This window comes from Candidatus Accumulibacter contiguus (assembly GCF_012940005.1).
GTDB lineage: Bacteria > Pseudomonadota > Gammaproteobacteria > Burkholderiales > Rhodocyclaceae > Accumulibacter > Accumulibacter contiguus.
Genome location: NZ_SPMX01000017.1, coordinates 64,609 through 78,311, shown reverse-complemented (window position 1 = coordinate 78,311; position 13,703 = coordinate 64,609). Strand labels below are relative to the sequence as shown.

Sequence of the window (13,703 nt, the reverse complement as noted above, 5' to 3'; positions counted from 1 at the left end):
TGGCGCAGCAATGCCGCCGGCTCGTCACCGCTCTCCTGACACGGTCTTTTCATGCTCACCTTCGATAATCGTTTTCTGCGCGAACTGCCGGGTGACCCCGAGCAAAACAATGTGTCGCGGCAGGTCTTCGGCGCCTGCTGGTCGCCGGTCGATCCGACGCCGGTCGCCGCGCCGCGCCTGCTCGCGTATTCGCGCGAGGTGGCGGCAGCGCTCGATCTCGACGAACAGTCGATGGCCGCACCCGAAGTGCTCGCCGCGTTGTCCGGCAACGGACTGCTGCCCGGCATGACCAGCTATGCCAGTTGCTACGGTGGCCACCAGTTCGGACAGTGGGCCGGACAGCTCGGCGATGGCCGCGCGATCCTGCTCGGGGAAGCGATCAACCGTCAGGGACAGCGCTTTGAACTGCAACTCAAGGGTGCCGGCCCGACGCCCTACTCAAGACGCGCCGACGGCCGCGCGGTGCTGCGCTCATCGATCCGCGAATTCCTGTGCAGCGAAGCGATGCATCACCTCGGCGTGCCGACGACACGCGCATTGAGTCTCGTCGGCACCGGCGAAGCGGTTGTCCGCGACATGTTCTACGACGGGCATCCGGTCGCCGAACCGGGTGCGGTGGTCTGCCGGGTCGCACCCTCGTTTACCCGCTTCGGCCATTTCGAGCTGCTGGCGGCGCGCAGCGATCGCGCCCTGCTGCAGCGCCTGGTCGAGTTCACCGTGACACGCGACTTCCCCGAACTGGTCGCTGGCCCCGAGTACGACCTGGCCGCCTGGTTCAGGGAAATCTGCGAGCGCACCGCGCGCCTGATGGTGCACTGGATGCGCGTCGGCTTCGTGCATGGGGTGATGAATACCGACAATATGTCGATTCTCGGCCTGACCATCGACTACGGCCCCTATGGCTGGGTCGACAATTTCGATCCCGGCTGGACACCCAACACCACCGACGCCTCGACCCGTCGCTACTGCTTTGCCCGGCAACCGGCGATCGCGCTCTGGAATCTCGAACGACTGGCCGAGGCACTGGCGATGCTGATGCCCAGACCCGGCGCTCTGGCCGACGCGCTCGAACGTTATGGCGAGGTCTATGCCAACGAATTCCGTGCGGCCTTCGCTGGCAAATTGGGCCTTGAACGCTGGCAGGAAGACGATGTCGACCTGCTCGAGGATCTCTACGGACTGATGCATCGGACGGAGATCGACATGAGCGAGTTTTTCCGCAGCCTGGCACGGCTGGACATCGAGCAACCGAGCGTCGATGTCGTGCAGGGGTCGTTCTACCGTGAAGATCTCCGGCAGCGTTTTGCCGGCGATCTGCTGCAGTGGCTGCAGCGCTACGCTGCCCGCCTGCGGCAGGAAGGGCAACCGACAGAGCGACGTACCGCACGGATGAACGCCGCCAACCCACGCTACGTGCTGCGCAACTACCTGGCGCAGCAGGCGATCGACCTCGCGGAAGAGGGCGACACGCAGATGATTCACGATTTGCTGGAAGTCTTGCGCCATCCCTATGACGAACAGCCGGGGCGGGAAGCGTTCAGCGCCAAGCGGCCTGACTGGGCGAGACACCGGGCGGGGTGTTCGATGCTTTCTTGCAGTTCCTGACGGTATCGCTCTGCTCTCGATTTACCGGGTTCGCCCGCTGACGCGTCATGGCGAGTGGGAGACTTGCCGGGCTTCGCAGGCTCAGCCCAAGCCACGACACTGGCGCATCCCTTTGCATCACACCCAGCTCATGCACTTCCCGAGAGCCACAAGGGCAAGCCGGGTTAGAATTGCGCCTCACGGTCACCACTGGTTGCGACCAACGAGGAATTACCATGCCTTTTACACCCGATCTGGTCGATGAACTCAACACCCTGGTCTTTTTCGATCTCGGCAGCACCCAGCAGGGAATCAAGATTCACAAGACCGCCGACCCGGCGATCATCGCGGCGACGCGGCGGCTGCATGCCAAGGGGCTGCTGACGCTGGTCGACGGCGGTTATCTGACGAGCATCGGCCGTGATGCCGCGGAACACGCGCAGGCGGTGCTGACCATTCTCAGCTCGACGCCTTCGCTGACGACCGGATCGTAGGCGGGCAGCAGCTTGCCAATCTGGGGTACGGAGCGACCATGAACGGAATTCCCTGCCGGCACCTGCTGCTCGCGCTGCTCGCCGCCAGCGCCATGGCCAGCGCCAACGACCAACCCCCCGCCCGACAACCGCGTGTCGGCCTGGTTCTCGGCGGTGGTGGCGCGCGCGGCGCGGCGCATATCGGCGTCCTCGAAGTGCTCGAAAAAATGCGCGTGCCGGTGGACTGCGTCGCCGGCACCAGCATGGGCGGGCTGGTGGCCGGAGCCTACGCCGCCGGACTCACTCCGGCGATCATGCGTCAGGAACTGGCAAAAGCCGACTGGGATGACCTGTTCCAGGACGACCCGCCGTACTCGCAGCGAAATTATCGCAAGAAGGCCCTGGAAAAGCATTTCCTGCCGGCTTCGGAAACCGGCGTCGGTGCGGATGGACTGAAGTATCAGACTGGCGTAGTGACCGGGCAGAAGATCAAACTGTTCTTCAACCAGTTGGTGGGTGATTATCAAGGGGAACGGGAAATCGCGGCACTGCCGCTGCCGCTCTCGATCATCGCCACCGACATCGTGCATGGTGAACGGGTGGTCTTTCGCAGCGGCAGCCTGACCACCGCGATGCGCGCCAGCATGTCGGTTCCCGGCCTGATGTCGCCGGTCGAAGCCGAGGGCAAAAAACTGGTCGACGGCGGCCTGGTGGACAACGTACCGATCGACGAAGCGCGTACGCGTTGCCAGGCCGACATCGTGATTGCCGTCAATGTTGGCTCGCCGCTGCTGAAGGCCGACGAGATCAGCGGGCTGCTGAGCGTCGCGGCGCAGATGGTGAATATCCTGACCGAGCAGAACGTCACCCGCTCGCTAGCCACGCTCAAACCAACCGACATTTACATCAAACCCGACCTGGAAGGGGTCAGCGCGGGGGACTTCAAACGTACCTCGGAAACCGCCGATCGCGGCGTGGCGGCGACCGAAGCAGTCGCTGAGCGCCTGCGCCCGCTGGCCGTCAGCGAAGCCGCTTATGCCGCCTGGGCCGGGAAGTTCCAGATGGCCCGACGCGAAGCACCGAAGGTTCATGAAATCCAGATCGCCGGACTCAAACGGGTCAACCCGGTGATGGTGGAACAGCATATCGATCTCAAGCCGGGGGATCCAGTCGACCCGACCAGAATCAATGCCGAGCTGCTGCGGACCTATGGCGATGGCTATTACGAGCATGTCGATTACCAAATGCTCACCGAGCGCGACCGCAACATCCTGCGCGTGACGCCGCTCGAGAAGAGTTGGGGACCCGATTACCTCCGCTACGGCGTCAACCTCGACACCAACTTCAAGGCCGATTCGACCTACAACCTGCGCCTTGCCTACCACAAGACCTGGCTCAACTCACTGGGCGGAGAACTGCTGACCTTTGGCGAGATCGGTTCGAACAACGGCATCGGGATCGACTATTACCAACCGGTCGATGAGCGCCAGCGCTACTTCGTCGAAACCAACCTGCGCTATGGCAGCAAATTGAACGGCATCTATCAGGACGATCAGAAGCTCGCCGAATACCGGCTTCTCCAGGGCAGCGCCAAACTCGGCGGGGGAATCAACCTCGGTGCGATCGGCCAGGCCCGCCTTGGCTGGGAGGAAAAATGGTGGAATCCCAGGCTCGATACCGGTTCGCCGCTGCTGCCGAATGCATCGAAGCGGTATGGCGGCTGGTTTGGCCGGATCGACCTCGACCAGACCGATCGCCTCTATTTCCCGACCAGCGGTTGGCGTTCCACGATCGAGTATTTCGACTCACCGGCGAACCACTTCAGCAAACTCGATGCCGGTGCCAGCGCTTTTCACAGTTTTGGCGACTGGGTATTGAGTAGTCGGCTGTCGTATCAGGGCTCACCCGTCGGGCAGTTGCCCATTTACGATCCCGGCAAACTCGGCGGCATGCTGAACATGACCGCTTTCGCCGTTGGCCAGTTGAAGGGCGATGACATCAGTTATGGCAATCTGCGTGCCGAAAGGATCATCGGCCGCCTGCCGCTCGGCCTGCGCGGCGACATGCGCCTGGGGCTTGCTTTCGAAGCGGCCAAGGTCGGCACGCCCTACACCGAAACCAATCTCAAGGGCTGGATCAACTCGACCGCCATCTACCTTGGGGGAGAAACGCCACTCGGCCCGGTCTACCTGGGTTACGGTTACTCGACTTCGGGATCGAGTGGCGGCTATTCCAATCTCTACCTGTTTCTCGGGACGCCCTGAGCGCCTGTCATGCAGCTCAGACCATCTGCGCGGGATTCGCCCGCGTAATGATGGCGTCGACATCGGTGCCAGCCGGCAGCAGGCCGAAAACGTCGGCGGCGGCCTCGAAGCGCGATGCACAGAAAGCATCGAAGACCGCATCGCTGGCATGCTGGCGCAGCAGCGCTGCCTGCAGCAGCAATGCCAGATCGCGCGCCAGGCGACGGGCCTGGGCTTCTTCGGTGAGACCGTCGATGGCCCGCAAGGTGGCCGCCAGGCTCCGGTCCAGGACCGCGTGCGCGTGCCGTGCCGGCGCAACCTCGTGTTCCAGGGCGCCGGCCATTTCCGGTGCACGCAAAGCACGCAGCAGGTCCAGCGCCATGATGTTGCCGGCACCTTCCCAGATCGAATTGAGCGGCATCTCGCGGTAGATGCGTGCCATCACGCCCTCGCCCTGCTCCTCGACATAACCGTTGCCACCCAGGCATTCCATCGCCTCCTGTGCGAAGTGGCTGCCGCGCTTGCAGATCCAGAACTTGGCGATCGGCGTCAGCAGACGGCGGAGCCGTGCTTCGTGCCCGCTGGCATCCTGTCCGTTCTCGCTACGGTCCACCGCGCGCGCCAGACGCAGCGCCAGAGCGGTCGCGGCCTCGCTCTCGAGCGCCAGGTCGGCGAGCACATTCTTCATCATCGGCTGTTCGGCAAGGCGCCTGCCGAAAGCCTGGCGCTGCCCGGTATGGTGCAGGGCCAGCGACAAGGCATGCCGCATCAGGCCAGCGGTACCAAGCGCGCAATCGAGCCGGGTGAGCGCACCCATGGCCAGGATTTGCGGTACGCCACGGCCCTCGTCGCCGACCAGCCAGGCGCAGGCCGCATCGAACTCGACCTCAGAACTGGCGTTGGCATGGTTGCCGACCTTGTGCTTCAAGCGCTGGATGGCGAGCGCGTTGACCGTGCCGTCGGGCAGGATGCGCGGCAGGAACAGACAGGACAGGCCAGCGGGGGTCTGCGCCAGCACCAGGAAAGCATCGCACATTGGCGCCGAGAAGAACCATTTGTGGCCGGTGATGCGGTAGCGGCGTCCCCAGGCGTCTTCGCCGTCGAAGTCGGCCCGGCTGGTGTTGGCACGCACGTCCGAACCGCCCTGCTTCTCGGTCATGCCCATGCCCATGGTCAGGCCGGTCTTCTCCTGGAAGGGCAGGAAGCGCTGGTCGTAGCGATCGCTGGCCAGTCCCGCAGCCCACTCGGCATAAATCGCAGCATTGGCGCGCAGTGCTGGTGTGACCGCATAGCTCATCGACACCGGGCAGAGTACCGACGGCTCGCATTCGGTGAACAGCATGAAGGCCGCGGCGCGCTCGACATGCGCCCCGGCAGCCGCCGACCACGGCGCACCGTGCAGGCGATGGCGCAGCGCCGCCGCCAGCAGGGCATGATAGCTCGGATGAAATTCCACCTGGTCTACGCGATGACCATAGCGGTCATGGCTTCTCAGTTGCGGAGCAAAGGCGTTGGCCAGCCGCGCATGCCGCTGCATCTCGGCCGACCCCATCTCGGCGCCAAGTTTCGCAAAGCGCGCGGCGTCGAAGCCGGCATGGTTGAAGCGGAGCGCGTCGGCGAGAGCGCGGTTCGCGGTAAACAGGTTGATATCCACAAAGGGGGTGCTCTGGTTGAACACCGCGTGCGTGCCTCGACTCATCGAATTCTCCACGTCCTGAATGTGAAAGTCGCGTCAGCGAAGCGTCTGTAGTCAGGGATCGACAGGCGCGGCAAGCCTCGCGCTCAGATCAGGCGGACCAGCTGCTTGCCGAAGTTGCGGCCCTTGAGCAGACCGAGAAAAGCCGCTGGCGCACTCTCGATGCCCTGCGCGACGCTTTCGCGGTACTTGAGCTGGCCGCTCGCCACCAGCGTGCCGAGTTCCTTGAGCGCCTCGGGCCAGAGCGGCAGGTGCTCGCTGACGATGAATCCCTCGATCTTCATCCGGTTCACCAGGATCAGTTGCGGCGCACGCATCGGGATCGGCTCGCCGTTGTAACCGGAAATCATGCCGCACACGGCGATGCGGGCGAAGGCGTTGCAGTTCAGCATCACCGCGTCGAGGATGGTGCCGCCGACGTTCTCGAAATCACCGTCGATGCCGTTCGGACACGCCGCCTGAAGCGCCGCTGCGAGTGACTGCGGCTCCGGATGCTGGCGGTAGTCGATGCAGGCGTCGAAGCCGTAATCCTCGACCACCGCGCGGCACTTCTCGGTGCCGCCGGCGATGCCGACGACGCGGCAGCCACGCAGCCTGGCGAGTTGGCCGACGACACTGCCGACCGCGCCGCTCGCCGCCGATACCACCACTGTCTCGCCCGCCTGCGGAGCGATCACCTTCAGCAGCCCGTACCAGGCGGTGACGCCCGGCATGCCGACCGCGCCGAGGTAGGCCGAGAGCGGGATCTGCGAGCTGTCCACCTTCTGCAGCACACCGCGCTGATTGGCATCGACCAGCAGGTACTGCTGCCAGCCGCCCATGCCGACGACCTGGTCACCGACCTGGAACTGCGGACTGCGCGAATCGACGACTTCACCGACCGTGCCGCCAACCATCACCTGGTTCAGCGGCTGCGGCTCGGCGTAACTCCTGCCCTCATTCATGCGGCCGCGCATATAGGGGTCGAGGCTCAGGTAATGGTTGCGCACCAGCACCTGACCATCGACGAGGGCAGGAATCGGTGTTTCGACCAGCCTGAAGTTATCGACGCTGGGCTCCCCGGTCGGACGGGAGGCCAGAAGGTACTGTTTGTTCACGAGATTCATGATTTGACCATATATGATGGTTATTTTCTGCTGCAGGATAGCGCGTGGCAGTGGCAAATCCCGCGAGCCCTGTTCACCAAGCAAGAATCACGCCGAACCATGACAAGCAAATCGAATCAACCACTTGTCACCATGACGCGGCAGCGAAGACGATGAACTGTAAGAATTTTCGACAGTTGGCGACGCGCGCGCCTGCAAGGGCTAAGCAATCGTGGGGGGAACGCGCATTGACCCGTGCCCGGCAACAGTCTCATACTCCTCTGCATGGTGTTCAGTCTTCTCTCTTTCGTCTATCTGGCACTGGCGCTGGCGGTTTCGCTGCGCATCTTTTCGCGGCGAAGCTCGCACGGCACGGCATTGGCGTGGCTGCTGCTGGTCATTCTCGTGCCGGCCATTGGTGCCCTGGCGTATCTGCTGATCGGCGAACGCCGTCTCGGCAGAACCTGGATGCAAAGGGCGATCACCCTGCAACCGCAGATTCTGCGCTGGGCCGGGCGCATTCCGGCGAAAGACGTGGTTGCTCCAGCCACCCTCTCCAGCGGAGCGGAGAGTATCAGCCGGCTTGCAACCGGTCTCGCCGGCCTGCCGCTGATGGGCGGCCATCGCCTGCAACTGCTCGTCGACAGCGAGTCGATCATGCGCATGCTGATTGCCGACATCGACGCTGCCCACAGTACGGTGCACCTGGAGTTCTACATCTGGAGCGCCGGCGGCTTCGTCGATGACCTCGTGAACTCCCTGGTTCATGCCGCAGGCCGCGGCGTTTACTGTCGCGCGCTGATGGATTCGCTAGGTAGCCGTTCCTTTTTCCGCAGTGCAGCGATCGAACGACTGCGCGCTGCCGGTGTCGAGATCGTCGAAGTCCTGCCGGTCAATCCCCTGCGTATGCTGTTCGTCCGTCTCGACCTGCGCGATCACCGCAAGATTGCCGTCATCGACCGCTGCCTCGCCTACACTGGCAGCATGAACATCGCCGATCCACGATTTTTCAAGCAGAACGCCGGCGTCGGCGAATGGGTCGATGCCATGGTCCGGATCGAGGGCCCGGCCGCCTGGGCACTCGAAGCGGTGTCGCTGTCGCTGACCTTCCTGCAGTCCGGCGGCGATTTCGCGCCGCCGCAGGCACCGGCGCTGGCGCTCGCCGGCAATAGCCAGGTGCAAATCTTTCCGTCCGGGCCGCAGGCTTCGACCCGCCACATCGAGGCGCTGCTGCTCACGGCAATCTACGCAGCCAGGCGCGAGATCGTCCTGACTACGCCCTACTTTGTTCCCAGCGAGACGCTGCTCGTCGCCCTTCGCTCGGCGGCGGTTCGCGGCGTCCGCGTCATCCTGATCGTTCCGGAGAAGGTCGATTCCTTGCTCGTGCGTTACGCCAGCGACGCTTATAACGACGACCTGCTGGCTGTCGGCATCATCATCCTGCATTTCACAGACGGTCTGCTGCACACCAAGAGCATGGTCATCGATGAACAGGTGACGATCTTCGGCACCGTCAACCTCGACCTGCGCAGCTTCGAACTCAACTTCGAAATCTCGCTGATCGCCTACGACCAGCAATTCTCGGCGGAAGTCCGCGAACTGCAACGCCACTATGAATCGCGCTCACGACCCTTGCTGCTGGAACACTGGCGCGCGCGCCCACACTGGCGCCGAGTGCTCGAAAACGCCGTGCAGGTGATGAGTCCGCTACTCTGACCGGGACGGCAAAGGCAGGAATGGCGAGGAGCAGACTTCCTGAGCAAAGCCCCGGAGTACATCACTACGGCTTGCATTGTTGTTATAAACTGTACGGAGGTACAGATTCAACGACAGGAGGCCACGTTCATGCCCAAGGTTACGCTGCTCACCCCGCGCCAACAGGAGATACTCGACTTTATCCGCGATACGCTGGAGAAGCTTGGCGCACCGCCGACGCGCGCCGAGATTGCCCATGCCTTTGGCTTTGCCTCGCACAATGCGGCGGAAGAACACCTCAGGGCGCTTGCCAAGAAAGGCGTCATCCTGCTTGAACCGGGCTCGGCGCGAGGGATTCGGCTGGTCGAACAACTTGGACTGCCGTTGATCGGCAGCGTGGCTGCCGGCAGTCCGATACTGGCCGCGGAAAACGTTCAACGCCGTTACACCCTGGATGCCGGTCTGTTCAGCCCACGCGCCGATTTTCTCTTGCGCGTACGCGGCCTGTCGATGCTCAATGCCGGGATTCTGGATGGTGACCTGCTCGCCGTACACCGCAGCAGCGAAGCGCGCAATGGCCAGATTGTCGTGGCCAGGCTGGATGACGAGGTGACGGTCAAGCGTTTCCACCATCAGGGCGACACGATCGAACTGATCGCAGAGAACCCCGATTTCGCGCCGATCATCGTCCATGCGGGTGCGCAAACATTGGCCATCGAAGGCATTGTGGTCGGCTTGATCCGCAGCGGTACGGCGAGGTGAGAGCGGCCAGACTTGTTATTTGAGCACGAGCTGATTTTACTGGAATTATTGACTCTCTTTTTTTTATACTGTGCGAAGAGAATAGCTGACCTTTTCCTGGAGAGCCTTGTGATGGAGATCAAATATACCGGTCTGCTGCCGGAGGCTTTGATGATCGATCTCCCGGAAATCGATGCACAGCATGAAGAGATTTTTCAGCAAGTGGAATCGCTCAAGGCGGCGTGTTTCGGAAGCGAACCGGTCTGCTTCTCTGCGTTCGACAGCCTGCTCAATTATGTGGAGCACCATTTCGCCACGGAAAAGCGCATTGCCCGGGAAGTCGGAGTCGACTTCCTCGATCACGATGCGGTGCACCGAGAAAATCTGCAGTCGCTGCGCAAGGCGTTCGACGAAGTGCGTAATGGTGCGCGCGATGTTCATTCCTTCCTGCGCTATGCCGAGTACTGGTTTGAACGCCATATCTCCGAGGAGGACAAGTCTTTCGCCGCCAGCGTGCGCGCCCGCAAGGCGAGGTTTGCCAGCAGCATTCCGTCTGCTGCCCCGACCATCTGATTCGCCATCCGCTGTCGGGTACGCGCCGACCGCCCGGTCGGCGTATCGGCAACCAGGCCGCCGCCATGATCAGCAGTGATCGGATCTGACCCGAAGACCTTCCACAAATGCTCTCGAGATGGCTTTCCCTCATTCTTTTTTGCGTTCTTCCGTGCATTCTGGCAAGCTGATAACCGGAACAGCATATCTTGTCATATTTCGTCACATACCCCTCCCCAAGGGCCGTTTGCAAACGGCCTGACCACTCATCCATGAGCTTTCATCGACCATGAACATCACCGCCTCAGCCTCCTGGAAGGCTATTGAAGCGCACCGGCTATCGCTCTCGCCTGTGCATCTCAGACAACTTTTTGCCAGTGATCCTGGCCGTGTGGCATCTCTCTCGCTAAGCTACGACGGAATCCTTTACGACTTCTCGAAGCAACGTATGGATTCGACGACGCTTGCCCTGCTGGTCGGGCTGGCCCGCGAGGCTCGGCTTGACGAATCGACAGACCGCATGTTCAGCGGTGAAAAAATCAATGCCAGCGAAGATCGATCGGTGCTGCATGTCGCCTTGCGACGATCGATTGGCCCCTTCCCCGGCACTGATCTGGATGTCATGCCCGAGGTGCTCGCCACACGCCAGCGGATGGCTGCTTTTGCCGACCGTATTCGCTCCGGGCAAATGCTTGGTTTCACGGGCATGCCGATTCGTCATGTGGTCAATATCGGCATCGGAGGCTCCGACCTCGGACCGAAAATGCTCGATTACGCTCTACGTTCCATATCGCATCCGGCGCTTGGCGTACATTACGTCTCCAATCTCGATGGGGCTCAACTGGCACCGCTCCTGCAAACGCTCGACCCGCGCACGACCTTGTTCCTGGTTGCCAGCAAGACCTTCACCACGCAGGAAACCATGCTCAATGCGCAGACGGCGCGCGACTGGCTGGTGGCCAACCTTGGTGATGCCAATGCAGTATCCCGCCACTTTGCGGCGCTAACGGCCAAACCCGAGCGCGCAGTCAAGTTCGGGATCAAGGCAGATGCCGTATTTCCGCTCTGGGATTGGGTGGGTGGACGTTTCTCGCTGTGGTCGGCGGTTGGGCTGGCACTGATGATCGCCATTGGGCCACATGCTTTTGCCGATCTGCTTGCCGGTGCGGAACGTATGGACGAACATTTCCGCAGCACGCCCTACGAGCGCAACCTGCCAGTGGTGATGGCGCTCATCGGTATCTGGAATACCAATTTCCTGGGTGCGACGAGCAACGCGGTGCTGCCCTACAACGAGTCGCTGAAATATTTCCCGTCGTTCCTGCAGCAACTCGAAATGGAAAGCAACGGCAAGTCGATCGGCAGCGATGGGCAGCCACTTGCCTGTGCGTCGAATCCCATCGTCTGGGGCGAACTCGGCAACAATGGTCAGCACGCCTTCTTTCAGCTGCTCCACCAGGGTGGGCGACTGGTACCCTGTGATTTCATTGCCGCCGTACGCTCGGACTATCCGCTCCCCGGCCATCAGGAGGCCTTGCTCGCCAACTGTTTTGCGCAAAGCGCAGCACTGGCGTTCGGCAAGACGGCCGAAGAGGCACGTAGCGAATTGAACGGCACGATGCCGGAGGCGGAGCTTGCGTCCCTTCTGCCGCACAAGGTGTTTGCCGGCAATCAGCCATCATCGACGCTGCTGCTTTCCCGCCTCGATCCGCAAACGCTGGGCGCGCTGATCGCCCTGTACGAACACAAGGTATTTGTGCAGGGTGTCATCTGGGGGCTCAACTCTTTCGACCAGTGGGGCGTCGAGCTGGGCAAGGCCGTTGCCAGCAGCATCCTGCCGGCGATTGCCAATCCGCTGTTGGCCGAAAAACTCGATGCATCGACCCAGGGATTACTGGCGTTCAGCGACAGCATCTGGCATGAATCCGGGGTTTACCAGTAGCAATTCAGGGCTTTCCTATTAGCGACGAGGCATGACATGACTATGCAGGTGATCAGCGTTCCCAGTACGCCTTTCTCCGGTCAGAAGCCGGGGACATCCGGGCTGCGCAAGAAAGTGACCGTATTTCGGCAGGCGCGGTATCTCGAGAATTTCGTACAGGCCATCTTCGATACCTTGTCTGGCCAGCAAGGCCAGACGCTGGTCCTTGGTGGCGACGGCCGCTACTACAACGAAGTCGCCATCCAGACCATCCTGCGCATGGCGGCGGCAACCGGTTTTGGTCGGGTGCTGGTCGGCTGCAACGGAATTTTGTCCACCCCCGCGGCCAGTGCCGTGATCCGCAAATGGCAGGCTTTTGGCGGCATCATCCTGTCAGCCAGTCATAATGCGGGCGGTCCCGACGGTGATTTCGGCATCAAGTACAACCTTGGCAATGGCGGACCAGCCAACGAAGGCTTTACTGATGCCGTTTATTTGCGCACGCAGGAAATCAGTGCCTATAGCACCGTCGAGTCCCCGGATATCGACCTGAGCAAAATTGGCGAGGCGCGCATCGGTGACATGATCGTCAGCATCATCGATCCGGTTGCCGACTACGCCGAACTTCTCGAATCCCTGTTTGACTTCGATCGCATTGCCCGTCTGCTGGCTCGCCCGGACTTTCGCATGCGTTTCGACGCCATGCACGCAGTCACCGGACCCTATGCGCTGGCGATTCTCGAAGGCCGTCTCGGTGCACCCGCCGGTACGGTGGTCAACGGCATACCGCTGCCCGATTTCGCTGGCGGACACCCCGATCCCAACCCGGTTTATGCTGCTGATCTGGTTGCAGCACTGGCTGACAGCAGTTCGGGCCTGTCCTTTGGCGCAGCTTCGGATGGTGATGGTGATCGCAACATGATTGTCGGTCCCAATTTCGTGGTCAGTCCGAGCGACAGTCTGGCAGTTCTCGCGGCCAACCATGCGCTGGTTCCGGCCTACGCCAGCGGCCTGGCGGGTGTCGCCCGTTCCATGCCGACGAGTTGTGCAGTCGACCGCGTCGCCGAGGCACTCGGAATCCCCTGCTACGAAACGCCAACCGGCTGGAAGTATTTCGGATCACTGCTGGATGCCGGCCTGTGCACCCTGTGCGGTGAAGAGAGCGCCGGCACCGGTTCCAATCACGTTCGCGAGAAGGATGGCCTGTGGGCGGTGCTCTACTGGCTCAACATCCTGGCCGTGCGCGAGATGCCTGCCGACGTGATTGTGCGTGAGCACTGGCAGCGCTTCGGGCGCAATGTGTACTCCCGCCATGATTACGAAGGCATCGAGACTGCGCAGGGGGATCGCCTGATGAATGAATTGCGGGCGCGTCTCTCGCAACTGCCGGGCTCGGAGTGCTGCGGCCTGCGCATCGCCGCCGCGGATGATTTCGCCTATACCGATCCGGTTGATGGCTCACGTTCGGAGCGTCAGGGCATCCGCATCCTGCTCGACGATGGTTCGCGGGTGGTATTTCGCTTGTCGGGTACTGGTACCGAGGGGGCCACGCTGCGCGTCTATCTCGAACGTTTTATTGCCGACCCCAGCCAACACGAAGTTCCCACGCAGAAGGCACTGGCGCCTCTGGTCGGCCTCGCCGATACACTGGCACAGATCGCCTCCATCACCGGCAGAACAGCGCCGGATGTGATCAGCTAGGATCGGTCAGGC

General features: G+C 62.0%; 10 protein-coding genes. 8 read left to right on the top strand and 2 right to left on the bottom strand.

Annotated elements, in window-relative coordinates:
• Positions 1–51: 51 nt before the first annotated feature.
• From E4Q08_RS07820 to E4Q08_RS07810, 3 genes are all read left to right on the top strand, one after another.
• Positions 52–1,605: a protein adenylyltransferase SelO gene (locus tag E4Q08_RS07820; RefSeq protein ID WP_169069955.1), complete on the top strand. Its 1,554-nt coding sequence runs from the start codon at positions 52–54 to the stop codon at positions 1,603–1,605.
• A 215-nt stretch (positions 1,606–1,820) separates the two neighbouring features.
• Positions 1,821–2,078, top strand: coding sequence for a TIGR02647 family protein (locus E4Q08_RS07815; protein WP_169069954.1), 258 nt, complete (start codon positions 1,821–1,823; stop codon positions 2,076–2,078).
• A gap of 38 nt (positions 2,079–2,116) precedes the next feature.
• Positions 2,117–4,321 carry a patatin-like phospholipase family protein gene (locus tag E4Q08_RS07810; protein WP_169069953.1) on the top strand — a complete coding sequence of 735 codons (2,205 nt, stop codon included), beginning with the start codon at positions 2,117–2,119 and terminating at the stop codon, positions 4,319–4,321.
• A gap of 16 nt (positions 4,322–4,337) precedes the next feature.
• Here E4Q08_RS07810 and E4Q08_RS07805 read toward each other — a convergent pair whose 3' ends face one another.
• Positions 4,338–5,999 carry an isovaleryl-CoA dehydrogenase gene (locus E4Q08_RS07805; protein ID WP_169069952.1) on the bottom strand — a complete coding sequence of 554 codons (1,662 nt, stop codon included), beginning with the start codon at positions 5,997–5,999 and terminating at the stop codon, positions 4,338–4,340.
• A gap of 83 nt (positions 6,000–6,082) precedes the next feature.
• Positions 6,083–7,102, bottom strand: coding sequence for an NADP-dependent oxidoreductase (locus E4Q08_RS07800; protein WP_169069951.1), 1,020 nt, complete (start codon positions 7,100–7,102; stop codon positions 6,083–6,085).
• 264 nt (positions 7,103–7,366) lie between these two features.
• On the opposite strand from E4Q08_RS07800, the gene cls reads away from it, so the two are divergent.
• From cls to E4Q08_RS07775, 5 genes are all read left to right on the top strand, one after another.
• Positions 7,367–8,797, top strand: a complete 1,431-nt coding sequence (cls, locus tag E4Q08_RS07795; protein WP_169069950.1) for a cardiolipin synthase — start codon at positions 7,367–7,369, stop codon at positions 8,795–8,797.
• A gap of 129 nt (positions 8,798–8,926) precedes the next feature.
• On the top strand, positions 8,927–9,538 hold the full coding sequence (lexA, locus tag E4Q08_RS07790) for a transcriptional repressor LexA (RefSeq protein ID WP_034915668.1): 612 nt from the start codon (positions 8,927–8,929) through the stop codon (positions 9,536–9,538).
• Between the two features lie 12 nt (positions 9,539–9,550).
• Positions 9,551–10,090: a bacteriohemerythrin gene (locus E4Q08_RS07785; RefSeq protein WP_248594765.1), complete on the top strand. Its 540-nt coding sequence runs from the start codon at positions 9,551–9,553 to the stop codon at positions 10,088–10,090.
• Between the two features lie 268 nt (positions 10,091–10,358).
• Positions 10,359–12,011 (top strand): glucose-6-phosphate isomerase, encoded by a 1,653-nt coding sequence (gene pgi / locus E4Q08_RS07780; protein ID WP_169069949.1) that lies wholly within the window; start codon positions 10,359–10,361, stop codon positions 12,009–12,011.
• A 42-nt stretch (positions 12,012–12,053) separates the two neighbouring features.
• Positions 12,054–13,691, top strand: coding sequence for an alpha-D-glucose phosphate-specific phosphoglucomutase (locus E4Q08_RS07775; RefSeq protein ID WP_034915675.1), 1,638 nt, complete (start codon positions 12,054–12,056; stop codon positions 13,689–13,691).
• Positions 13,692–13,703 lie beyond the last annotated feature (12 nt).

What these genes read in the sequence shown, in the direction of transcription:
- E4Q08_RS07820 (WP_169069955.1), top strand. Translation starts at nt 52, where the DNA reads ATGCTCACCTTCGATAATCGTTTTCTGCGCGAACTGCCGGGTGACCCC.
- E4Q08_RS07815 (WP_169069954.1), top strand. Translation starts at nt 1,821, where the DNA reads ATGCCTTTTACACCCGATCTGGTCGATGAACTCAACACCCTGGTCTTT.
- E4Q08_RS07810 (WP_169069953.1), top strand. Translation starts at nt 2,117, where the DNA reads ATGAACGGAATTCCCTGCCGGCACCTGCTGCTCGCGCTGCTCGCCGCC.
- E4Q08_RS07805 (WP_169069952.1), bottom strand. Translation starts at nt 5,999, where the DNA reads ATGAGTCGAGGCACGCACGCGGTGTTCAACCAGAGCACCCCCTTTGTG.
- E4Q08_RS07800 (WP_169069951.1), bottom strand. Translation starts at nt 7,102, where the DNA reads ATGAATCTCGTGAACAAACAGTACCTTCTGGCCTCCCGTCCGACCGGG.
- cls (WP_169069950.1), top strand. Translation starts at nt 7,367, where the DNA reads ATGGTGTTCAGTCTTCTCTCTTTCGTCTATCTGGCACTGGCGCTGGCG.
- lexA (WP_034915668.1), top strand. Translation starts at nt 8,927, where the DNA reads ATGCCCAAGGTTACGCTGCTCACCCCGCGCCAACAGGAGATACTCGAC.
- pgi (WP_169069949.1), top strand. Translation starts at nt 10,359, where the DNA reads ATGAACATCACCGCCTCAGCCTCCTGGAAGGCTATTGAAGCGCACCGG.
- E4Q08_RS07775 (WP_034915675.1), top strand. Translation starts at nt 12,054, where the DNA reads ATGCAGGTGATCAGCGTTCCCAGTACGCCTTTCTCCGGTCAGAAGCCG.